This is a genomic window from Roseibium sp. RP-7 (assembly GCF_053005225.1).
Genome location: NZ_JBRKQA010000003.1, coordinates 358,052 through 380,092, shown reverse-complemented (window position 1 = coordinate 380,092; position 22,041 = coordinate 358,052). Strand labels below are relative to the sequence as shown.

24 protein-coding genes are annotated in these 22,041 nt (G+C 61.0%); 9 read left to right on the top strand and 15 right to left on the bottom strand.

All coding sequences use genetic code 11. The annotated features are described in order from the left end of the window. Positions 1–41 precede the first annotated feature (41 nt). From ACVDG9_RS24595 to ACVDG9_RS24580, 4 genes are all read left to right on the top strand, one after another. Complete coding sequence (locus ACVDG9_RS24595) at positions 42–1,571, top strand: di-heme oxidoreductase family protein (RefSeq protein WP_447239231.1); 1,530 nt, start codon at positions 42–44, stop codon at positions 1,569–1,571. Beyond that, complete coding sequence (locus ACVDG9_RS24590; protein WP_447239230.1) at positions 1,571–2,650, top strand: imelysin family protein; 1,080 nt, start codon at positions 1,571–1,573, stop codon at positions 2,648–2,650. The genes ACVDG9_RS24595 and ACVDG9_RS24590 overlap by 1 nt, the downstream gene beginning before the upstream one ends. After that, positions 2,640–3,782 carry a DUF1513 domain-containing protein gene (locus ACVDG9_RS24585; RefSeq protein ID WP_447239229.1) on the top strand — a complete coding sequence of 381 codons (1,143 nt, stop codon included), beginning with the start codon at positions 2,640–2,642 and terminating at the stop codon, positions 3,780–3,782. The genes ACVDG9_RS24590 and ACVDG9_RS24585 overlap by 11 nt, the downstream gene beginning before the upstream one ends. Positions 3,783–4,065: 283 nt before the next feature. After that, on the top strand, positions 4,066–6,978 hold the full coding sequence (locus ACVDG9_RS24580; protein WP_447239228.1) for an AsmA family protein: 2,913 nt from the start codon (positions 4,066–4,068) through the stop codon (positions 6,976–6,978). A 114-nt stretch (positions 6,979–7,092) separates the two neighbouring features. On the opposite strand, the gene ACVDG9_RS24575 is transcribed toward ACVDG9_RS24580, so the two are convergent. From ACVDG9_RS24575 to ACVDG9_RS24565, 3 genes are all read right to left on the bottom strand, one after another. Next, positions 7,093–8,145: an adenylate/guanylate cyclase domain-containing protein gene (locus ACVDG9_RS24575; protein WP_075282205.1), complete on the bottom strand. Its 1,053-nt coding sequence runs from the start codon at positions 8,143–8,145 to the stop codon at positions 7,093–7,095. Beyond that, positions 8,142–8,510 (bottom strand): group I truncated hemoglobin, encoded by a 369-nt coding sequence (locus ACVDG9_RS24570; protein ID WP_075282204.1) that lies wholly within the window; start codon positions 8,508–8,510, stop codon positions 8,142–8,144. The genes ACVDG9_RS24575 and ACVDG9_RS24570 overlap by 4 nt, the downstream gene beginning before the upstream one ends. A 263-nt stretch (positions 8,511–8,773) precedes the next feature. Then, complete coding sequence (locus ACVDG9_RS24565; RefSeq protein WP_447239226.1) at positions 8,774–9,145, bottom strand: VOC family protein; 372 nt, start codon at positions 9,143–9,145, stop codon at positions 8,774–8,776. Positions 9,146–9,191: 46 nt separating this feature from the next. Here ACVDG9_RS24565 and ACVDG9_RS24560 point away from each other — a divergent pair, with 46 nt between their 5' ends. Both ACVDG9_RS24560 and ACVDG9_RS24555 read left to right on the top strand, forming a co-directional pair. Beyond that, positions 9,192–9,725, top strand: a complete 534-nt coding sequence (locus ACVDG9_RS24560) for an HxlR-like winged helix-turn-helix transcriptional regulator (RefSeq protein ID WP_447239225.1) — start codon at positions 9,192–9,194, stop codon at positions 9,723–9,725. A 220-nt stretch (positions 9,726–9,945) separates the two neighbouring features. Beyond that, positions 9,946–10,296, top strand: coding sequence for a hypothetical protein (locus ACVDG9_RS24555; RefSeq protein ID WP_023002643.1), 351 nt, complete (start codon positions 9,946–9,948; stop codon positions 10,294–10,296). An 18-nt stretch (positions 10,297–10,314) separates the two neighbouring features. Here ACVDG9_RS24555 and phnN read toward each other — a convergent pair whose 3' ends face one another. From phnN to phnG, 10 genes are all read right to left on the bottom strand, one after another. Beyond that, entirely contained in the window at positions 10,315–10,872 is a 558-nt protein-coding gene (gene phnN, locus ACVDG9_RS24550; protein ID WP_023002644.1) for a phosphonate metabolism protein/1,5-bisphosphokinase (PRPP-forming) PhnN, read from the bottom strand. A 13-nt stretch (positions 10,873–10,885) separates the two neighbouring features. After that, positions 10,886–12,031 (bottom strand): alpha-D-ribose 1-methylphosphonate 5-triphosphate diphosphatase, encoded by a 1,146-nt coding sequence (locus tag ACVDG9_RS24545; protein ID WP_077291444.1) that lies wholly within the window; start codon positions 12,029–12,031, stop codon positions 10,886–10,888. Further along, a complete protein-coding gene (locus ACVDG9_RS24540) occupies positions 12,028–12,777 on the bottom strand; it encodes a DUF1045 domain-containing protein (protein WP_447239223.1) in 750 nt (249 codons plus the stop codon). Before ACVDG9_RS24540 ends, ACVDG9_RS24545 begins: the two co-directional genes overlap by 4 nt. Before the next feature lie 145 nt (positions 12,778–12,922). Next, positions 12,923–13,627: a phosphonate C-P lyase system protein PhnL gene (gene phnL, locus ACVDG9_RS24535; protein ID WP_035907933.1), complete on the bottom strand. Its 705-nt coding sequence runs from the start codon at positions 13,625–13,627 to the stop codon at positions 12,923–12,925. An 8-nt stretch (positions 13,628–13,635) separates the two neighbouring features. Continuing rightward, positions 13,636–14,424 (bottom strand): phosphonate C-P lyase system protein PhnK, encoded by a 789-nt coding sequence (phnK, locus tag ACVDG9_RS24530; protein WP_055660045.1) that lies wholly within the window; start codon positions 14,422–14,424, stop codon positions 13,636–13,638. After that, positions 14,421–15,350: an alpha-D-ribose 1-methylphosphonate 5-phosphate C-P-lyase PhnJ gene (locus ACVDG9_RS24525; protein ID WP_055660043.1), complete on the bottom strand. Its 930-nt coding sequence runs from the start codon at positions 15,348–15,350 to the stop codon at positions 14,421–14,423. Before ACVDG9_RS24525 ends, phnK begins: the two co-directional genes overlap by 4 nt. After that, a complete protein-coding gene (gene fosX, locus ACVDG9_RS24520; protein WP_447239222.1) occupies positions 15,347–15,775 on the bottom strand; it encodes a FosX/FosE/FosI family fosfomycin resistance hydrolase in 429 nt (142 codons plus the stop codon). Before fosX ends, ACVDG9_RS24525 begins: the two co-directional genes overlap by 4 nt. After that, positions 15,772–16,896: a carbon-phosphorus lyase complex subunit gene (locus ACVDG9_RS24515; protein ID WP_447239221.1), complete on the bottom strand. Its 1,125-nt coding sequence runs from the start codon at positions 16,894–16,896 to the stop codon at positions 15,772–15,774. Before ACVDG9_RS24515 ends, fosX begins: the two co-directional genes overlap by 4 nt. 3 nt (positions 16,897–16,899) lie before the next feature. Then, a complete protein-coding gene (phnH, locus tag ACVDG9_RS24510) occupies positions 16,900–17,526 on the bottom strand; it encodes a phosphonate C-P lyase system protein PhnH (protein WP_447239220.1) in 627 nt (208 codons plus the stop codon). Continuing rightward, positions 17,526–18,011 carry a phosphonate C-P lyase system protein PhnG gene (gene phnG, locus ACVDG9_RS24505; protein WP_447239219.1) on the bottom strand — a complete coding sequence of 162 codons (486 nt, stop codon included), beginning with the start codon at positions 18,009–18,011 and terminating at the stop codon, positions 17,526–17,528. The genes phnH and phnG overlap by 1 nt, the downstream gene beginning before the upstream one ends. A 132-nt stretch (positions 18,012–18,143) precedes the next feature. On the opposite strand from phnG, the gene phnF reads away from it, so the two are divergent. Next, positions 18,144–18,884, top strand: a complete 741-nt coding sequence (gene phnF, locus ACVDG9_RS24500) for a phosphonate metabolism transcriptional regulator PhnF (protein ID WP_023002654.1) — start codon at positions 18,144–18,146, stop codon at positions 18,882–18,884. Positions 18,885–18,944: 60 nt separating this feature from the next. On the opposite strand, the gene ACVDG9_RS24495 is transcribed toward phnF, so the two are convergent. Beyond that, on the bottom strand, positions 18,945–20,000 hold the full coding sequence (locus ACVDG9_RS24495; RefSeq protein WP_447239218.1) for an AraC family transcriptional regulator: 1,056 nt from the start codon (positions 19,998–20,000) through the stop codon (positions 18,945–18,947). 56 nt (positions 20,001–20,056) lie between these two features. On the opposite strand from ACVDG9_RS24495, the gene ACVDG9_RS24490 reads away from it, so the two are divergent. Then, positions 20,057–20,365 carry a DUF1330 domain-containing protein gene (locus ACVDG9_RS24490; RefSeq protein WP_289807823.1) on the top strand — a complete coding sequence of 103 codons (309 nt, stop codon included), beginning with the start codon at positions 20,057–20,059 and terminating at the stop codon, positions 20,363–20,365. Between the two features lie 40 nt (positions 20,366–20,405). Here ACVDG9_RS24490 and ACVDG9_RS24485 read toward each other — a convergent pair whose 3' ends face one another. Then, positions 20,406–20,939 (bottom strand): hypothetical protein, encoded by a 534-nt coding sequence (locus ACVDG9_RS24485; RefSeq protein ID WP_023002657.1) that lies wholly within the window; start codon positions 20,937–20,939, stop codon positions 20,406–20,408. Positions 20,940–21,282: 343 nt separating this feature from the next. Here ACVDG9_RS24485 and ACVDG9_RS24480 point away from each other — a divergent pair, with 343 nt between their 5' ends. Beyond that, positions 21,283–22,017: a Stf0 family sulfotransferase gene (locus ACVDG9_RS24480; RefSeq protein WP_447239217.1), complete on the top strand. Its 735-nt coding sequence runs from the start codon at positions 21,283–21,285 to the stop codon at positions 22,015–22,017. Positions 22,018–22,041: the final 24 nt, after the last annotated feature.

Sequence of the window (22,041 nt, the reverse complement as noted above, 5' to 3'; positions counted from 1 at the left end):
TCCGCGAATTGGGGCTCGCGGATTACAGTCAGGATGCGAATATGAGACTGGTCCCCAGACCGGGCGCCATGACGGGCGTCTTTTTGTGTTTCTGCCTGGCGGCAGGAACCGCTCTTTCAGATGATACGCTGTCTCACCGGGATGATCTGTCGGCCAAGGACAGGATCAAGGCCGCGAAGGTTCTGCAGCCGCCGGCCGATTTCGAAGCCGCTGAAGCCTTTGAAATCATGCAGGGCGGGGCCGGTACGTCCCGAAAGCGGATCAACCGGGATGCCTATTCCCACTCCAATGCCAATCTGACCTTCGAAGAACAGGCCACCTTCAAGGTAGGCAACGGGCTGTTCAAGAAGCTCTGGGCGTCTTCTCCCTCGTCGACACAGGCATCGGATGGCCTGGGACCGCTCTATAACGCGCGCTCCTGCCAGGGGTGTCACTTGAAGGATGGCCGGGGCCGACCGCCGCGGGCGAGTGAAGACGCGGTTTCCATGTTCCTTCGCCTGTCCATCCCACCTCAGTCCGAGGCGCAGCGTCAGGCACTTGCCGACAAGGATATCCTGCTGGTGCCGGAGCCGACCTACGGCGGTCAGTTCCAGACCTTTGCGGTGCCGGGCCTGCCCGGTGAAGGACGCTTCGATATCGAGGTGGAGGAGATCGAGGTTCCGCTGGCCGGTGGGGAAAAGGCTGTGTTGCAGAAGCCCGTCTACAAGATCCGGGATCTTGGATATGGCGACATGCACCCCGACACCATGATTTCGGCCCGCGCGGCCCCGCCCATGATCGGCCTCGGTCTGGTGCAGGCCATTCATCCCGGCGACATTGAAGCGCTTGCGGACCCTGACGACATCGACAGTGATGGAATTTCCGGCAAGGTCAGCCGGGTTCGTGATCCCGCGACGGGTGCGTTAACGCTTGGCCGTTTCGGCTGGAAGGCTTCCAAACCCTCGATCCGTGCCCAGTCCGCAGCAGCGTTTGCCGGTGATATCGGCATTTCGACACCCGAGATGCCGGATAATTACGGCGACTGCACCAAGGCGCAGACAGCTTGCCGCGCCTTGCCTCATGGCGAACAGGCAAACCTTGGTGTCTCGGAAGCTCCGGACCCGGTCATGGATCTCGTCACTTTCTATTCGGAAAACCTGGCGGTGCCGATGCGCCGCGACGTGGATGATCCCGAGGTGCTGAAAGGCAAGCAGGTTTTCTACCAGTCAGGCTGTCCTGCCTGCCACCAACCGAAATTCGTGACCAGTCGAAAGGCGGAAAATCCGGCGCACAGGTTCCAGTTGATCTGGCCTTATTCGGATTTCCTGTTACATGACATGGGGGAAGGCCTCGCCGACAATCGCCCGGTGGGTGACGCCAGTGGACAGGAGTGGCGTACGCCGCCGCTATGGGGCATTGGCCTGGCCGAGACTGTCAACAATCACACCCGGTTCCTGCACGACGGCCGCGCACGCAATCTGCTGGAAGCGGTCCTGTGGCACGACGGCGAAGCCCGACAGGCGCGCGACGCTGTGGTTGCGCTTCCGCCCGCCGACCGACAATCGCTTATACGTTTTCTGGAGTCCCTTTGATGCGCTGTTTGCTATTTGCCGCTCTCGTTTCCGGAGCCGTTATCGCCCAGCCCGCGTTCGCCACGGACTACGAGCCGAAACTCGACAATCTGATCGAGGCCTATATCCAACCGGCAACCGGTGCGTTTGCCGAAACCTCTGCAAATCTGCCGGACGCTCTTCGAGCGGTCTGCGCAAATGCGGACGAAGCATCGGTCGAGGGGTTCAGGACGGCCTTTTCAAACACTGTGCGGGATTTCTCCCATGTGCATTTCTTGCGGTTTGGCCCGTTGATCGACAATGATCGCCTCAGTCGGCTGGCCTTCCTGCCCGACCCGCGTGGCATCACGCAACGCCAGATCCGCAAGCTCCTCGCTTCTGAAGACAAGGACGCCTTGTCTGCGGCGACGCTCAAGGACAAGAGCGTCGCGGTTCAGGGACTGACAGCACTGGAATTGCTTGCTTTCGACAAGGACAGTGCGGTTCGGCTGGGGCAGGCGGACGACGGCAAGGACTTCAGCTGCGGCTATGCACTGGCAATTTCGGAAAACCTTGCGGCCATGGCCAGCGAAATCGCTGCCGGCTGGCAGGATCCCGGCGGATACAGCGAGGTGCTCTTGACAGCCGAAGGCGGCAACGAGCGGTTCCATACGTCGAAGGAAGCGCTGGAAAGCGTGTTCAACGCGCTGGTCACGGGGCTGATCATCGCGCGGGATCAGGATGTGCTTCCGGCATTGGGAACCGGCAAGGACAAGGCCAAGGCGACGCGCTTTCCGTTCTCGCGCTCCGGCAACAGCGTGGTCTATCTCAACGGCGAGCTGCTCGGCATTCAGAAGGCCATTGCTTCCCTCGACCTGAAGGACCTGACGCCGGACGATTTCACCTGGATTTACGACACGCTCGACTTCGAGTTTGGCAATGCTGTCACTCTTCTGGGGACCCTAGATCCGCCCTTGCGCCAGTCCTTTGAAGAAGGCGATGCCTACGACAAGATGGTTGTTCTGGCGATCACGCTGAAATCGCTTCGCGACACGATTGCCCTTGAACTTGCAGGTGCCCTGGAACTTGCTGGAGGTTTTAATGCGCTCGATGGTGACTAAGCCCCTTTCACGGCGTGGTTTTCTGGCGGCACTCGGCGGCCTTGCCGCCTTGCCGGCATTTTCCGGCTCGACGCTGGCGGCAAGCCTTCTGAACCGGGAAGCTTCCGACGGTGTGCCGCTGTTCGTGAGCGCCTACAAGCTTGAAAACGGCGATTATGGGGTCGGTGTTGTCGACGACCTTGGACAGGTTCTGGCCAGGATCGGTCTGCCGGGACGGGGCCACGGCGTCGCGGTTTCTCCTGACAAGTCCAGGTTTGTGGCCTTTGCCCGCCGGCCCGGCACATTCGCGGTCGTGGTTCGACCATATCAGGATGTGGAGCCGGAGGTTCTCACGGCGGAACCTGGCCGCCATTACTATGGACATGGCTGTTTTTCCGCTGATGGCAGACTGCTCTATGCGGTCGAAAACGACTATGCCGCTGCCCGTGGCGTGATTGGCGTTTACGACATGAGTGGCCGTCAGGTTCAGCGGATCGGCGAGATCGAGACCCATGGCATCGGTCCGCACGACCTCCTGCTCGCGCCGGACGGGCGAACGCTTGTCGTTGCCAATGGCGGCATCATGACCCATCCGGACAAGGGGCGTGAAAAGCTCAATCTCGACACCATGGCGCCGACCGTGGTGTTCCTGGATCGCGAAACCGGTGATCTTCATGCCAGCCACGCACTGGACGCTTCCCTGCACCAGCTGTCGCTCCGGCATATGGCGCTGGACGGACAAGGGCGGGCTTGGGTCGGCGGTCAGTTCGAGGGGCCGGAAACAGACCTGCCGCCTCTGGTTGGCGTGTTTTCGCGGAACGAAGCACCCATCCTGACGGAAATTCCGACAGGTATCGCGTCAGGCCTTCAGAACTACATCGGCTCGGTGACCGCAAACGCAAGCGGTGAGGTCATTGCAACGTCCGCTCCAAGGGGTGGGCAGACGTTGTTCTGGAAGGCCGATACCGGCGCATTCCTGGGTGCCGAGGCCATTGCCGACGGATGCGGCGTTGCGCCGATCGATCAGGGCAGCTTTCTGATATCTGACGGCAACGGGGCATTGTCTCTTGTTGAGGATCCTGCCCAGCCGGCGGAAATTCTGGCTCGCCCACCGGGCATCTCCTGGGACAATCACATGTTTGCCCTGTCCTGAGACAGAGCATCGGACGGCCGGATCCTGCACCATTCAGGCTGTTTTCAGCCTGAATGGTGCCAACCTGGGGCAAATTCGGCAGACTTCCTGCTTTTGTCAAAATCGACTGGCACAGTGATCGCGATCGTATGCCGGTCCCAGGGGCGGTATGCGGTGTTGTAGACCGATTTGCCGGTATTTGATCGTTCTGTCTCCTTTCCTGCGCAAGCGTTTGCTTCTGCTTGGGGACGTTCCGGCCCGATTGGTCTACATTGGGGACCGATTCGCGACGGGGAGACACTAAATGCGTCGGCTTTTGATCGGACTGGGCAGTCTGCTGTTCATGCTGGTAACCATCATTCTGGTGGTGCCGCTGTTCCTGCCCAAGGACGAAATCAAGCGTCAGGTAGTTGAGCAGGTGGACAAGCGCTTTGGCTGGCGCGTGCGCCTGGACGGACCTGTGTCCTTGTCGCTGTTTCCCGGATTTTCGCTGGTCGCGGAAGATATCGGCCTTGCCGGCGAGGCCGGTGCCGACGGGATCGAGTTCGCCAAGGCCGAGCGTGTCGAATTTGGCCTCGCCTGGGGTGGTCTGGTTTCCGGTAATATCCAGGTGACCGGTATTGCCCTGGACAAGCCGGACATCTATCTGGAAATCGGCCCGAACGGCACCACGAGCTGGGAACCCCGCCGCGACATCAGCGACATTGGCGACTTGATCGAGGCTGAAACCGGCGACGCTGAAACCGATGCGGTGGCGGAAGCCACGCCAGCGCCTGCGTCTGAAGCAGAGCCGGCAGAAACAGCCGCAGCTCCCGAGGGCTATCTCAAGAGCATTGGTGTCGACAGCCTGCAGATCACCGGTGGCACGGTGACCTACAAGGCGCCGGATGCTGCCGAGCCGGTTCGTATCTCCAACCTTGATCTCAGCCTGCAGGCGCCCAGCCTGTCGGGTGAGGTGGATCTGACATCCAGCTTCACGTTCCGCGAAATGCCGGTCGCCATCGCAGGTTCCCTGACCAACCCGCTCGCTCTCATGGGTGGGGAGCAGGTTCCGGTAGACCTGAAAATTTCCAGCGGTGAAAACAGCGTCTCGGTCACCGGTCAATCCGGCCTGGATCCGATGCGCGCTGAGCTGGCTCTCACAGCCGCCGGGCCATCCCTGAAGGCTCTCGCAGCGTTGGCCGGGCAGGATCTTGCCGCCGATCCGGGTGCTTTTGCCGTGTCGGCCAAGGTTGCAGGCACCGAGGCCATGCTGTCGCTGGCTGATCTCGACATCACGCTTGGCCAACTGTCTCTTGGCGGTGCGGCGGACGCGGATCTGTCGGGGAACGTTCCTGAAGTCTCCGGCCGGCTGGTGCTGAAAGACGGTTCGATTGCCGATCTCCTGCAGCTGGCGGGCAGGGATTTGCCTGCAAGCGGCAAACTCAGCCTCGACCTCGCCTTTGCAACCGTGGGGCAGACAGGGGAGGAACTGCTTGCCGGTCTTGATATCACGGGGTCCGTACGTATCGCCGAGGGCGAGATTGGCGGACTTGGGCTTGCTTCGGCGGTTGGCGGCGATCCGGAAGCGGACCGCCTGACGAACCTTGCCATGGATATCGATCTGCAGGGACTGGAAAACCCGATATCGCTCAGCGGTGCCTTGTCCTGGCGCGGAGAAGCGTTCAGCCTGACCGGCGAAGGAGACACCGCTCGCCTGCTGGCGGGGGGAGCTGCGCCGATTTCCGTGAGCGTGAAAGGCAATCGCGTGAGCGCCGGCTTCAATGGTCGGGCTTCGCGCGATGGTGCGCTTGATGGTGCGGTCAGCGTCGATACTGCCGACCTGCGCGGGCTCATGGCGTGGCTCGGCAAACCGCTCGGCAGCGGTGGTGGTCTGAGGCGCTTCAAGGCTTCGGGCATCTTTGGCGTCGCAGGCGAGACGATTTCATTCGAGGAAACACGGTTCACGCTGGACGATACGTCGGGTGAAGCCAACGGACGGATCGTCCTTGGTGGCAAGCCAAGCGTTACGGCGCGGCTGGATCTGCGGGAACTTGTGCTCGACCCTTATCTCGGCGGCGCATCGTCTTCGGGCGCAGGCAGCGGCGGTGGTGGCGGTTCTGGCCAGGCGTCCGGAAATTCCTCGGCTGGCGGCGGCAAACGCGGTGGGGCAGGTGGCTGGAGTACAGAGCCGATAGATTTCTCCGGTCTCAACGCGATCGACGCGGACTTCAAGCTGACCACCAGCGAAATCCGCTGGGACAAGATCAAGATCGACCAGAGCGCCCTGTCGACCACCATCAAGAACGGTGTGCTGACTGCGAACCTGGAAAAGCTGGCACTATACGGCGGCTCCGGCACCGGTACGGTTACGCTCAACGGGGCGTCCGCAACACCTCAAGTTGCCGCGAAATTTGCTCTCGCCAACCTCAACGCCTATCCGTTGCTGCGCGATGCAGCCGATTTCAGCTGGATCGAAGGCAAGGCCAACATCAACCTGGATGTTACCTCCAAAGGCGGCAGCGAACAGGCATTGGTGCAGGCCCTGAACGGGACAGCCAACTACACGTTCGCCGACGGCGCGATCAAGGGTATCAACGTGCCGCAGATGGTGCGTGGCCTGTCGGTGGAGACGTTGCTCGGATGGCAGGCCAATCCGTCGGCCAAGACCGATTTCAGCTCGCTCGGCTCAACGTTCCAGATCCAGAACGGCATTGCCAAGACCGACGATCTGTCCCTGATCGGGCCGCTGGTTCGCATGACCGGCAAGGGCACGACGGACATGCCGGCGCAGCGACTTTCCTGGCGTGTGGAGCCGAAGATCGTGCCGACGCTGGAAGGCCAGGCCCCGCAGCCTCGGCGGAAGGGCGAAGACAAGAAGCTGGCCGGCCTAGGTGTGCCCATCGTGATCGAAGGTCCGTGGAACGATCCGCGGATCTATCCGGACATCAAGGGTATTCTGGAAAACCCGGAGGCAGCCTACAAGCAACTGCAGAAGACCGGCGGTGAGCTGATCTCCATTCTTCAGGGAAAGAAGGAACCATCCCAGGAGCTGGTTGACCAGGCCAACAAGGTCATCAACCAGGCGACCGGCGGCAAGACCCAGATCGACGTTCAGAAGGTTCTGGACGGTGAGGTCGATGACGAGGAAGTTCTGAAAGCGGTAGAAGAAGGTTTCGGTCTGCCTTCCGGCCTTTTGGGCAACGTTTTCGGGAACAAGAAGAAAAACAAGAACTGACGGCACATTGGCGCAAAGGTGCTGCGTTCGGGGGCTGCACCTTTGCTTTTGCCGTGGGACTGAGCGGGCAGGTTTCGGCTGTGCGAGTGGCCTGGCAGCGGACCTGTTGTCCGGTCAGAACTGCCGCGCCCGATGGGCCAGTTCGACACCAGGACTGACCCGCATCAGCCGCATTTCTCCAAAGCTGCGGATCTCGCGTTTGCCAAGGTCTTCCAGGTGAAACTCGTCCACCAGGAATTCCTTCATGGCATCCGGAGCTACGACGCACATGGGATTGGCGAATTCCTGCAGTCGTGCGGCAAGGTTCACTGCCGAGCCGAAGACGTCATAAACGTACTTCTGGATTCCGACGACGGAACCGACTGCCGATCCCGTACCCAGTCCGACACGCGCCCGCCACTTGTGTTGATGGCTCTGGTTCCGACGCTCCAGGTAGCGAATGAAGCGCACGGCGCAGTTGGCAACAGCGCGCATGTGATCCGGTGAGGGCTCGGGCATGCCTGAAACGGCAAGATAGGCATCGCCGATGGTCTTGATGCGCTCACAGCCGAATTGCTCGGCGATACGGTCGAATGCGGTAAAGATGTCGTTCAGTTCTCCAAGCGTCACCGTCGGGTCGTGCTCTGCGGAAAATTTTGTGAAGTCCACGAAGTCGAGCATGACCACGGAAACGCTCTCGTAAAGCTGCGGCGTGACGACACCGAAGGTCTTGAACTCCTCGTAGACCGAACGCGGCATCAGGTTGAGCAGCAAACGCTCGACACGTTCCTTCTCGCGTTCCAGTTCCCGCGTATTCCGCTCTACCATGGAGGAATAACTGTCGATCATCGACTCCAGTTCGCGGATCCGCGTGATGTTCTGGCACTCAACGACGAGGAAGTCCTGCTCTTCAGCTGGCGAAACGGTCAAGGCGATGACCAGGGTCCGGCGCTTGAGCTTGACGGAGACTTCTCCGGAAAAGCGTCCCTGCTCTTTGATTGCTTCACGAAGCTGTTCGATGTCGATATCCGGCAGCAGATCGGCAAGCGTGGTGACGGCTTCCGGCTTGCCGAACCAATCGGAAAACGGAGCGTTCTGGAACAGGAACTGGAGGTCCTTGCTGTTGACGACGGCAATGCCGACCCCGATCGCGCGCAAGAGCTGCTGGTTGATGGCGGTGATGCTCATGTCGCACCGGTCGAAAGGATGGCGGAACGTCGCGCTTCGATTGCCGACATCACGGATTTGATGTCGGCAGGGTCGAACTTGTGTTCCACCAGCGTCTCGCGCAGGAGACGTGCAACTTCGTCAAAGTCCTCGTTTTTCAGGTCAAGGGTGGCGTGGGTTCGTCTCAGCCGCTCTTCCGAATAGCTGACCGGCCCGCCCAACAGATAGGAGATAAACTTGGTCTGATGATCGATCAGGCGGGTCATGTCGACGTCGTCGAAAAAGTCACCGATCTCGTCGGAATCGAGAACCTTGTCGTAAAAGGTCATTACGATGCGGCTCACCGACCCGAAGCCGCCGTACTTTTCAAACAATGTCGCAGGCATGCCGCAGAACTCGATTTTCAGAATGAGATCAAGAATAAGAGAGTAGTCGACTATTCTGGCAATGCAAAGATTTTGTGTCGACTATTCCTTTGCGTCATTCGTCAGCTTCCTCTGGGAAGCATGACGTATTTCTGTCGCCTGCTGCCTGTCAGATCGTAAATTCGTGCCTTGGATGTTTGCGAAAACCCGCTGCAGACAGTATCCGGTCGGTCGCCCGACCGGATGTGTCGATGTTCTTCGGGGGGCTGTTCCTTGTGAACCGCCTATTTGGAAAGGTCCTGAGCAAGCATGAGCGCGTTGCCATCGGGATCGTAGAAGGTTGCGGTGCTGACCATGCTCTCGATGGTCTCCGTCGCTCCGTCGAATTTGACACCGGCCTCTTCCAGCGCACTGCGGGCACCTGCGATATCGGCCACGCCGAAGACGGGAACCGTGTTTCCGGGCGTCGGTTCGGATTGTTCGCCCAGTCCCAGGGTCACGCCTTCGGTTCGGGTTGCCAGCTCGCTCCAGCCAGCTTCGTCCATATGATAGAGCAACTCGAATCCGAGTTTTTCCGCGTACCAGTCGGCACTTGCATGCCTGTCGCGAACGGAGAGGGCGAGAGTGATCGTATTATCCAGAGAAACGACAGGCATGAGACTTTCCTATGTATCAAAAGTATAGTAGCTATAAAATATGAATATGCAGCTTCTTGTCAACCTCACATCCAAAGCCTGGTCGCTGAAAATTCTGGCTCAGTTGCATGCAGGTGTTTCCGGTCGACAAGCCCCGCTGATCGCGGCGACAGGGGCGAGTCGCAGTTCTTTTGCAGCAAGCCTTGAACATCTGTTCCAGCTTGGACTGCTGGAGCGGAACCCCGGCCACGGCCATCCCCTGCGGCCCGAGTTTCGGCTGACGGACAAAGGCAAGGCTGTTGCTGCCATGGCGAGCCGGATCGAGGAGATCGTTCCGAACGAGGACGCCTTTTCGGTACTGCGACGCAGCTGGACGGTGCCTATCCTGGCAGTAACCGGGGCGCCAAGCCGGTTTTCGGCGATCAAGGCAGACCTCGGACCGGTGACGGACCGGGCCTTGTCGAAGTCCCTTGGTGTTCTGGAAGAGAAGGAGTGGCTGAGGCGGGACATCGACCTGTCACAGCGCACACCTTTCCCGATCTATCACGCCGTGAATGCGGGTTTGAAAATCAATCAGGCGATCGCTGCGGGCGCCCGTTGACCCGGATGTGAACCAAAGTTCTACCCTGTGGTTGTATTGTCTGACCTCAAAATGAAGGTTTTCCGGCCGCAGTCCACCGCACAAGTCTTTGTCCAAGAACAATAATTTAGAAATCAATGAATCTGGGCGTGTAATGACGCATCATGACTCTTCTGGTTCATTGCAGTTTCCGGGTGTAGCGCTACGCTTGACTGGTCGAGGCGAATCTTGCGAGGCAAGCATGTCCCGGTCAGACGAAGAGAAATGCGGTCGCCTGATGCGCACCGCTTGCAGGAATGTCATCGGATTCTGGCAGCTTTTGCAGGAACCGGATGTTCACAGGCTCGATCATGTCAAACGCCTGCAGTATCGGGCCTACATGATCGGTTCCGCCCTCCATCTGGCAGACCTTGTGGTCAGGCACGAACACGCCCTGATCCATCTCCGCCGGGCGGTCGGGGAGCCCGAACTGGGCGAAGAAGCAAAACAGTTCCGCACCATGGTTCACGCGTTCGACGGTGATCATCAGGACGCACTGGATGCCAGGGCCCTGATTTTCAGTCAGGCCGTTCAGAGCGCGTTTGCGGATTAGAGACGGGTTCGGTTGAGGTCAAAGGCCGAGTGCGGCGACCATCCTGTCGACCGCATCCTCCACCGTGCCGGTGTTTTCGATGCGGATCAGATTGGCGACGTTTTCCGGTTCAAGGTCGGCACGGCGCAGCCGTTCCTCTATTTCCTGTCTGCTTTCGCGGCCACGTGCGGCGAGGCGTTCGGCGAGGACTTCGACCGGCGCGGTGATCAGCAGAACGCTGGCGTTTCGGTACTTGTCCTCTGCGTGCTTCAACACCTTGCGCGAGCCATTGGCAATCACGGTTGCGCCCGCTTCGATAGCCCGGTCGTAGCTTTGCGGGATGACGTAGCCGAGCCCGTGGGCCTCCCAGCACAGGGCAACCTTTCCGGCAGCTCTCAGCTGATCGAATTCGGCGCGCGAAAGCGTATCGTGATCCTCAGCCTCGACATCGGCCTGCCGGGTGATCGCTCGCCGGGCGAAGCTGACGTCCGTCCGGCCCGCCAGACGGGCCTTGAGCGCGGCCATCAATGTGTCCTTGCCGGCCCCGCTCGGCCCAACCACGAGCACCATGCGGCCGGGGCCGAGTTTTTCTGTCATGTCGGACGCAGCCTCAGGCAACCCGTTTGCCCTCGCGCCAGACACCGCGCACGATCGGGATGTCACCAACCATTTTCACCTGGATGAGATCGGCTCTGAGGCCGGGTTCCAGGGTGCCGCGGTCTTGCAGGCCAATGGCCTTCGCGGGCGTCGCCGTGACCATGGCGACTGCCTGTGGCAGGGCAATCGCCTCGACCTCTGCAGCCAGCTGGAACGCAGCCTGAAGCAGCGAAATCGGCACATAGTCCGAGGAGAGCACATCCAGAACGCCCGCTTCGGCAAGCGCCTTCGCCGAGATATTGCCGGAATGGGATCCGCCGCGGACGACGTTCGGCGCCCCCATCAGAACAGCCATACCGGCTTCGTGAGATGCCTTGGCGGCTTCCAGCGTGGTTGGAAACTCGGCGATTTTCGTCTGCAGTGAAATCGCCTCGTCCACATGGGCGGTGGTGGCGTCGTCGTGGCTGGCGATGGCGATGCCGCGCGATTGGGCGATGGCCGAGAGATGCTTGCGGTTTTCAGGAGCAAGACTGCTGGCGCGCGCCTGGCGCTTGCGGATGAAGTCGTCCATCTGGGCGTCGGTGAAGCCCTTCTTGCCCTGATAGTAGATCTTGTAGGCATCCATCGACACGAACTGGCGCTGGCCGGGTGTGTGGTCCATCAGCGAGATCAGGCGGATGCTGTCGTCGTCCTCGAACACCTTGAAGGCGCTGAGCACGTCGGGTGCAGACACTTCGCAGCGCAGGTGGATGAAATGGTCGGCGCGCAGGCGGTTTTCCCGCTGGCCGGTTTCAATGGCATCCGCAAGCGCGCGCATATCCGAATAGCCAAGGTCCGCGTCTTCATCCATGCCGACGCGAAGCGCGTCGAACACGGTGGTGATGCCGGAACACGCGATCTGGGCGTCGTGGGCCTGCACGGCGGAAACCGGGCTCCAGCGCACCTTGGGACGCGGCGCGTAGTGGGTTTCCAGGTGGTCGGTGTGCAGTTCGACCAGGCCTGGCAGCAGGTAGTCGCCTTCGCAGTCATGCCCGTCGACCTCGGTCGGTGACCCGATGCCGGAAATCAGACCGGCATCATCGACCGTCAGGGAACCGTCGAACACTTCGCCTGCGAGAACCAGACTGGCATTCTTGAAGACTTTGGGATGCTTGCTCATGCAGATTCCTCTTGGGAAAGACGCTCGGCCTGGCTGAGCGCGTCGGCGGGAGCGACGCTGCCGGTCAGCTGAAAGACGGTATGGACCTGGAAAGGCGCGCCGCGTTCGGCTTCGGTGTAGAGCGCAACGTGGCGGCACAGCCGCTTCTTGCCGATGACATCCGCAAAGTGGTCCTGGGCGGCATTTGCCATCCGCTCCATGTCGCTGTCGTCTTCCAGTTTGTTGGAAAGGGTCAGGTGGAAGCGGAATTCATCGAAGATATAGGGATAGCCCCACCTGACGAGATAGGTGTCATGCCTTTCCGACAGTCCGCTCTTGCGGCGGCGCTCAAGATCCGCCTCGGACAGTGGTGCGCGGAACGGCTCGAAGCGACGCACGCACAGGCCGGCGAAGGCGCGCAGGGCCGGCTCTTCTGCCTCAGGGGTCAGCGCCAGAAAGCGGCCAAGCCTGTTCACGCCGAGCGCTTCTATCTCATAAGGGGCGATTTCTTCCGCAAATGCTGCGCAAGCGTCCAGCAGCGCTGCCTCGGTCTGATCGGCTGCGAGAGAAAACGGGGCTTTCAAGGTCCCGTGAAATCCATAGCGCCGGGGGTCGGTCGTCAACTCCTGGAAACGTGCCGATGTCATGCCGGGCAGCTCCGGCTGCGGAAGGGCCGTGCCGGAAAAGGGATCGCGCCCGAGCCAGGAATTTCCGAGCTGCATCAGGCGGTCGTCGGCATCGGCGGCGAAATAGAGGGCGTAGCGCATGAAGAAAATCGCGATTTTGAAATGTGGTTTGGCCGGATGTGGCAGGGCCACATCCTTCAACTTTCTGAGGGAGTGACCTAAAGGCGGGCGGTGACTTTTCTGTGACAGTTTCCGCCCGTCTGCAAGCCTTTCCTCATCTCGTGGCTCAGGCGGCTGCCTCCGCGCTGAAACCGGTCACGTCGATGATGCGGTCGGCTATCTGCTCCCGGACGTCCTGGTCGTGAAGAATGCCCACCATGGCAACGCCCTGGGTTTTCTTTTCTTCCACCAGACGGACGACCACGGCCCGGTTGGCAGCGTCGAGAGAGGCGGTTGGCTCGTCCAGCAGCAGGATCGGATAATGGGCAATGAACCCCCTGGCGATGTTCACGCGCTGCTGCTCGCCTCCGGAGAACGTGGCGGGCGGCAGGGTCCAGAGGCGCTCGGGCACATTCAGCCGCGACAGCAGGGAGCGGGCCTTGTCGACGCCCTCTGCCTCGCTGGTGCCCTGGGCGATAAGAGGCTCGGCGACGACGTCTTCGGCCGAAACACGCGGGATGGTGCGCAGGAACTGGCTGACATAGCCGATCGTGTCTTCTCGCAGGCGCAGGACCTTGCGCGGCTCGGCCCCGGCAATGTTGACGATTTCATCGCCAACCGTCACCAGGATCTGACCCTCGTCACAGCGGTAGTTGCCGTAGATCATCTTGAGGATCGAGCTCTTGCCGGCACCGGAGGGGCCGCCAAGGACGACACATTCGCCGGAATTCACCGAGAATTCGACCTTCTCGACCACGGGAATGACGGTTCCGCCCTGCAGGTGCATGGTGAAGGACTTGCCGACGTTGTTGAGATAGAGGCGTACGGGCATTTCGGTCCTCATACCTGGAGAATGGAAGAAACAAGCAGCTGGGTATAGGGCTCGCGCGGATCGTCGAGCACCTGGTCCGTCAGGCCGCTTTCGATGACGTTGCCGTGGCGCATCACCATGATCCGGTGCGACAGCAGCCGGGCGACCGCAAGGTCGTGGGTGACGATGACCACGGAAAGTCCGAGATCGGCGACCAGTCGGCGCAAGAGGTCGAGAAGACGTGCCTGCACGGAAACGTCCAGACCGCCTGTCGGCTCGTCCATGAAGACCAGCCTTGGTCTCGTGACGAGGTTGCGGGCGATCTGCAGGCGCTGGCGCATGCCGCCGGAGAAGGAGCGCGGATCGTCGTCGATCCGGTCGCTGTCGATTTCCACCCGTCCCAGCCAGTCGTCGGCGGTGGAGCGGATGTTGCCATAGTGGCGCTCGCCAACCGCCATCAGCCTTTCGCCGACGTTGGCGCCTGCGGAAACGTTCATGCGCAGCCCGTCCGCAGCATTCTGGTGCACGAACCCCCAGTCGGTGCGCATCAGCAGGCGGCGCTCGGCCTCGGTCAGCTGATAGAGGTTGCGCATGGTGCCGTCGCGCATGCGGTATTCGATAGCTCCCGCCGTCGGCGCGAGACGTGTCGACAGGCAGTTGAGCAACGTGGTCTTGCCGGAGCCGCTTTCGCCGACGATGGCAAGCACCTCACCGGGCCAGAGATCGAAGGAGACATCGGCGCAGCCGATGCGGTCGCCATAATAGCGGGTGACGTTATGAACCTGCAGCAGCGGGTCCGCGGAGGGAAAGGCGTTCATCGGGCGGTCTCCTCTGCCTGGGTGGCGCCGAACTGGTGTGCCGCCGGATCGGCCGCCATCGGGCCGAGATGGCCGTCCGCGCGCCGTTCCTCGCAATAGTCGCTGTCGGAGCAGACGAACATGCGCCCGCCCTTGTCATCCAGGATCACCTCGTCGAGATAGACATTCTCCGCGCCGCACAGGCCGCAGGGCTTGTCGAACTTCTGCACCTCGAAAGGATAGTCCTCGAAGTCGAGGCTTTTCACCTTGGTGTAGGGCGGAATGGCGTAGATGCGTTTCTCACGTCCGGCACCGTAAAGCTGAAGCGCTGCCATCTGGTCGATCTTCGGGTTGTCGAACTTCGGCGTCGGCGAAGGATCCATCACGTAGCGGTCGTTGACCTTCACCGGATAGGCGTAGGTAGTGGCGATATGGCCGTTCTTGGCGATGTCCTCGTAAAGCTTCACATGCATGAGGCCGTAATCCTCGAGCGCATGCATCTTCCGAGTCTCGGTTTCGCGTGGCTCCAGGAAACGCAGGGGCTCGGGAATCGGCACCTGGAAGACAATGATCTGGTCTTCGCGCAGGGCCTTTTCCGGAATCCGGTGGCGGGTCTGGATGACGCTTGCCTCCGATGTCTCGTAGGTGGTGCGCACGCCGGCGGTCTTTTCAAAGAAACCGCGCAGGGAAACCGCATTGGTGGTGTCGTCGGAGCCCTGGTCGATCATCTTCAGGCAATCGTCCTTGCCTAGGATCGCCGCCGTCACCTGCACCCCGCCGGTGCCCCAGCCATAGGGCATCGGCATTTCGCGCGAGGCGAAAGGCACCTGGTAACCCGGTATCGCGATGCCCTTCAGGATTGCCCGGCGGATCATGCGCTTGGTCTGCTCGTCCAGATAGGCGAAGTTGTATTCGCCCTGTTCGAAAATCTGAGCCGTGTCGTTCATTGCGCAGCACTCCGTTCCCTGAGTATCCGGCGATAGTGGTCGAGGCGCATGTCCAGCGTTCCGGTGTGCAGCTCGAACAGGTGATTGTCGTTGTCGTAGAAGTAGATGGACCTGCCTTCACCTTCGACGCGGGCGCGCGGTGGTTTGACTTCCAGGCCAAGCCGCTCGACGGCTGCCAGCTTCGTGTCGAAGTCTTCCTCTTCGATCTTGAAAGCCACGTGGTTGTAGGTGCGCTCGTTCAGGGCCTCGCCCTGCATGATCGCGATCCAGACGTCACCGACCAGAAAGAACTTTTCCTGGGAGAGGGAAAAGGTGGCCTCTTCGCTGGAGTAGACTTCCCGGGCTCCGAGCACCGTCGTCAGCAGGTTCGCCATCCTGTCCAGATCACTGACGATGAACGTCATATGACTAAGTCCGCTGCTCATTCCGCCGCCTCCTGGGCGGTGTTGCCCTCTTCTTCTTCCTGGCGTCGTTTTTCGAACCATTCGCCGCGCATCCGGCGCACCAGATCGAGTTCGGCCTGGAAATCGACGTAATGCGGCAGCTTCAGGTGTTCGACGAAACCGGTCGCCTGGATGTTGTCTGAATGGGACAGGACGAATTCGACATCCTGAGCCGGGGCGGACTGTTCCTCGCCCAGTTCCTGCCACCGCATGGAACGGTCGACCATGGCCATGGACATGGCCTTTCTCTCCACCTGCCCGAACACGAGGCCGTACCCCCGGGTGAAGGTCGGGGCGGTCTTGGCCGAACCCTTGAACTGGTTGACCATCTGGCACTCGGTTACCTTGATGGCGCCGAGCGTCACGGCGAAGCCGAGTTCCTCGGCGAAGAATTCCACCTCGACCTCGCCGTAGCGGATTTCGCCGGCGAAAGGGTGTGTGCGGCCATAGCCGCGCTGGGTGGAATAGGCCAACGCCAGCAGAAAGCCTTCGTCGCCACGGGCAAGGTTCTGCAGGCGCAGGTCCCGGTCGGCCGGGAAGGACAGGGGCTCGCGGGTCAGGTCGCCGACGGGCGCGTTCTCGTCGGTTACCGGGTCCGGCTCCATCAGGCCTTCGTCGCCAAGCAGGTCGGTGACGCGCGGCATGCTGCCTTCTTCAGCGGCAGCTGTTTCGACAGGCTTTTCGAGACCGTCCTCTTCGGCGGCCAACGCGAAATCCAGAAGGCGGTGGCTGTAGTCGAAGGTCGGGCCCAGCACCTGGCCGCCCGGCAGGTCCTTGTAAGTGGCTGAAACGCGCCGTTCCACCAGCATCTTCGCGGTGTCAATCGGCTGGCTGTAGCCGAACCGTGGCAGGGTCGTGCGGTAGGCACGCATCAGAAACGCGGCTTCGATCAGGTCTCCGCGCGCCTGCTTGATGGCAAGTGCGGCCAGCATCTCGTCATAGAGCGAGCCTTCGCCCATGACACGGGCGACAGCATGGGACAGCTGCTGGGCGATCTGCTCCAGCGTCAGCGAGGGAACGGAGGTGTCGCCCCGGCGGCGCTTGGCCATGAGCTTGTGGGCGTTGCGGATGGCCTTTTCACCACCCTTTACGGCTACATACATGGATCAGACCTCCGCTTTGAGGATGCGGGTGGAACGGGGCAGGGCAGACAGTGCTTCCTGTCCGGCAAAAACCAGATCGATACCCCGTGGAAACTGGCGGTTGTTGGCGATCACCTGGTCCCAGAACACTGGCGGAACCGGACCGGTGCCAAAGGAAACGGTGTCCTTGATGCCCGGGCCGCTAAAGGAGACGGCCGGATGGGACCCGAAGTCCTGACCGGTCAGGATCACCGTTGTCGACCGGTCCGGATATTCGGCCGATCCCTGGTTGAAACTTGCCAGGGGGATCATGCTTACCGGTGCGCTGACCAGCGCAAAGGCCGCTTCCACCGGTTCGGTGACGATCGAGCAGCCGGTGTGGAAGCGCAGAAAGGTCTTCACGGCGTCCGACGTCATCAGAGGCTTGTCGAGCCAGATCGGCGTGTCGTAGTCGAACAGGGTCAGGGCAATGGCGGCGGCCACCTGCGTCAGCGGTGCGGGCGGCTTCAGATTGCCGGCGGAAATCGCCTGCCGCGTACCCGGCCGGGCCATGGCATTCATGATAGCGCGAAAGCAGCCCTGCGCATCGTGAACCGGGTCCTGAAATCCTGCGGCCAGCGGGGCGGCGGCGGTCTGTTGTACTGCGCTCATCAGTTGTCTCCCCGCACCATGGTGAAGAAGTTGACCTTGGTGGCCTCGGTTTCCTCGCGAACGGTTTCCTGCGTGCCTGCCTGGGCTTCGGCCAGCGGAGCGATGATGTCCGTCTCGATGCGCTCCTGCATTGCAGGGCGTTGCCACAGGGCGTCGATCACGGCGGACTGCAGCGCTTTCTGCTTATTGCGGCCAAGGCTGTAGGCATTGCCGGTTTCACCGGTTTCCAGGCGAACAACGCAGCGGGTGACGGTGACCTCGCCCAGGTTGAACGGACTGCCGGTGCCGCCCATGCGGCCGCGCACCATCACCAGGCCGGTTTCGGGCTGGCGCACCAGCTCGTAGCTTTGCGGCGGAAGTGCGTTGAATTTTTCCGCGACGGCCTCGGCGGAGGCTGCGGCCAGCGTCGCGATCACCTTCTGGCGGGCGCTCACGGCTGCGCCGGGTTGGGTGTCTGGGGAGGCGGAAGAGGTAATGTCTGTCATGAAGCGCGCCTTTTGGGTTGGGCGGTTCTTCGGAAAGCGTTTGAAAACGCCCTTGTCCTAGACTTGATTTGTCTATTTGTCTAGACAAATAATCCGGTTGACTCTTTGGTACCGAAATTTGATGACGGGCTCATGACGACGAACAGCACTCTCGACCGCAGCGCCGGAATTGCGGTGTGGCGCCAGATCATGGAAACGCTGAAGGCGGAAATCGTGAGCGGGGCCTTTGAAAAAGGCAGCCGCCTGCCTCCGGAATCCGAGCTTGCAAGCCGGTTCGGCGTCAACCGCCACACGGTCCGCCGGGCGATCGCCGCGCTGACGTCGGATGGTATTCTGCGGGCCGACCAGGGCCGTGGTACCTTTGTTGCCTCAGCCCCGCTCAGCTATCCCATCGGGCCACGCACGCGCTTTTCGGAAATCGTTTCAGGCCAACTTCGGGCCCCGTCCGGCCGGTTGATCGGCTCGGCCGTCGAGGAAGCCGACGCCCTTCTGGCGCATCAGCTTGGCGTGCCGCTCGGAACGCTGCTCATTCGCGTGGAAACCCTGCGCGTTGCCGACGGTGTGCCGATGATTGCGGCCACAAGCTGGTTCGAACAGTCCCGAGTGCCCAATTTCGTCGCTGATTATGCCGATACCGGATCAATCACGGCGGCTTTGCAACGCGCCGGCATTTCCGATTACCGCCGCAAGGAAACGCGCATCACGGCCGAGCTGGTCGAAAACCGCGATGCCCAGCAGCTTGGTCTGGCACTGGGCCAGCCGGTGATGGTGATGGAAAGCGTCAACCTGGACATGACCGGCAAGCCCCTGCAATACACCCGCGCCCGCGTGGCGGCCGACCGCATGCAGCTGGTGGTCAGCGGCGAGGTTTAGACGCTCGCTTTGATGCAAGGTCCGTTCGCCTTTTTCGCCCGGTGAGCCATGCCCGCAGGATCAGCCAATCCGCCGCCAGGCTCCGGGTGACATGCCCGCCATCTTCTTGAATGCGCGGGAAAACGCCGCTTCCGACCGGTAGCCCACGCTCCAGGCGATTTCTGCAATTGATGATCTGCTGTCCCGCAATTGACGCGCCGCGAGCTGCAGGCGCCAGGACGTCACGTATTGCATCGGTCCCTGACCCATTTTTCCGGCAAACCGTTCGGTCAGCACCGTACGAGAGGTGTTGATCTGCCGGGCAAGTCGTTCCAGCGTCCAGTCCGATGCCGGGTCGGCGTGTATGGCGGTAATCGCGGCACCGGCGACCGGGTCAGTGAGGGCGCCGAGCCAGCCTTCGCTCGCCGGGGCCTGCGACAGCACATGGCGACGAAGCGTTTCGATGAAGATCAGTTCGCACAGGTGCAGGCGTACGCTGCGGCTGCCGGGCTGGTCTGACTGTATTTCTGTCCGGGCTATGTCGATCAGCCTTTGCAAACTGTCATCAGTCCTTTCGGATGGCGAGACAAGAAGCCGGCGTTCGAGCCTTGCAAGCAGAGGGTTGAAGGGTCTGGCGTCGCAGGCGAGGAACCCGCACAGGAACAAGGCCCGCGGGTCTCTGCCACCGCCTTCCGGAACGATGCTCGGCAAGCGTCCGGCGGCAAGGTTTTCGAAAAAGTTGACGACCTCGTCCGCACTGAACTCGGGAGGCGTTCCAGCTGCGCTTTCCATCCGGTACCCATCACCCTGCGGGAAGACGAGAACGTCACCCCGGTTGAACCGGATGGGTGCCTCGCCCGGTATGGAGGCCAGGCCTGAGCCTTCCAGGACGACATGATAGGACAGCACGTGCTGCCCGGGATCTGCAAGGATCGCGCGGTAGGCATTCGTGTGGGGAATATCGACGCACCAGGGGTCGCTGGCATCCACCAGAAACATCAGCGCACCGGTCAGGCGCACGAGGTTCAGAACGTCGGCGAGTGGATCCTGTGCCGGTTCAGACCCGGCAGGGGGTGCCGTTTCCTGCGCGGATGCGGGGGCAGAACTTGCGGACGGTGGAGCATGGAGCCGGGACATGTCCAAGTTTAGCATTTCCAGCCGCAGGTAAGAAATCAACGGAAGGACACTTCGCCATGGCTGCATTCGTGTTTTTCGACGTCAGGGAAATCCGCGATCCGGAACGGCTTGGTGCCTATCGCGCCAAGGTCTTTGAAACCGTGGAACACTTTGGCGGGCGCTACCGTGTTCTCGGCGACATGGATAGCGTTCTGGAAGGTGACTGGACGCCAAATATCCCGGTGCTGATCGAGTTTCCCGACAGCCAGACTGCCCGAGCCTGGTATGAGTCCGATCTTTATGCCCCGCTTAAGAAAGACAGGATTGCCGCAGCCCGTTGTGACGGCGTTCTGTTAGGCGGATTCGAGCATGGTCCGGGCACTTGAGGAAACAAGCGCCCGTGACGGGTGCGTGGCCGACGCTTGATCAGGATTCCGGCAAATTGGCCGGGTCGAAGTCGCACATCTCGGCGGCCTTGGCGAGGCTCTCGCTGAAGCCGGCCGGCGAGAAGCGGCCGTAGAGCCAGGTTTCGCCCAGGCTTTCGCGCTCGACGGAAATGTCGATCGTTGTCTGCGCATCTGCCACCGCGGCGGCCATGTCCTTCACGAAGCCGGACGTCATCGAGATCTGGTAAGGGTCCTGCATGCCGACGGGAAACATTTCTCCTCCCAGCCAGGAATCTTCTCCGTCGATGGTAATTTCAACCAGGTCGGTTTCGGCCCAGGGGTCTTCTTCGTTTTCGGTGTAGGGCGCATATTCGTATGTGAAATCCGCATTATAGCCTTTGACGTCGAAGCTGAACTGCAACGAGCCGGAGGTGTCGCGCGCCGGGGCGTTGTTATAGACAAGGCAGGTGCTGCCGATCCTGGCGGCTTCCCAATCGCCGCTGCTGAACGGCGCGGCAGCCGCACCTGTTGCCGGCAGCAAGGCCAGTACCGAGACAAAAGCTCTGAAATTCATTCCAAAATACCTCAAATGCATATTGATATGCGGACACCGGCCCCTCGCGCGGCGGTAAGCTCTGCGCACGCTCGAACCTTTGCCGTTTCCGGCAACGCGGCGCATGCGCATTGCTGACTAGACGCGAATTTGCTTAAGGACAGGTTCAGTAAACTGCATGTCCGGTTTCTGAGCACGCAGGAGGCAGTGATCGGCTTGCTGTCTCTTGCAGGCAGGAGGAAAAGGCTCCTCCGGTTTTGCCTGCCTGCCGTTTCAAGGCGATGTGTTGGAACGCCTGTTGACCCGCAAATCCAGTCGGCCCAAGCTTGCGGTTGCCAACATTTTTCCCGGGCGAGGTACCTTCGTGACAGCCCCACACCGCCTTGCGTGCGACACGATCGTATTTGCGTCCACCCAGAGAACGGGCAGCACGGCGCTGGCAACGATGCTGAGTGCGTCGAAGGTGACCCGGCAAAGCTACGAGTGGTTCGGGCAGGGGCATTTCGACAAGAAGATCAGGCACTTCCTGCCGGAGTTTCACGATCTGCCCGCAACGGCAGAGGAGCTGAAGCGCTACGTGCGGGCGATCCGGCATTTTGACGCCGGTTCAGGTCTGCCGGTCTCGTTGATGCTGCACAATTATCAGTTCGACCTGCTGCGGGAACTCGGCGTGACGATGCTGGAGGAGCTCTTTGGCGACTGCATCTACGTCTACAATCACCGGGGCGACATCTACTATCAGGCCGTATCGCTTCACATTGCCATCCAGACCCAGCAATGGGTTTCCGCGCAGGAGCGTATCGCCGAGCCCAGCTACGATTTTGAAAGCATCGACAGGCTTGTGAACTGGATTTCGCAGGACTGCGAAAGCTGGCTGGCCTATTTCAGACAGAACGGCATCGTGCCGTTCCATGCCGCCTATGAGCGTTTCGCCCAGGATCCCCGCGCGGCAACACAGCTCCTGCTGGACTGGCTGGGCATGCCTGGCCAGGCTATCGAAACGACTTCACTGCAACGCCAGGCGAGCGACCTGAACACGGACTTCTATCATCGATATCTTGCCGAATGCGGCACCCGCAGAGCTTCGCAGGATCCTTGAGCGAACTTGCTTGGGCGTCGTTCC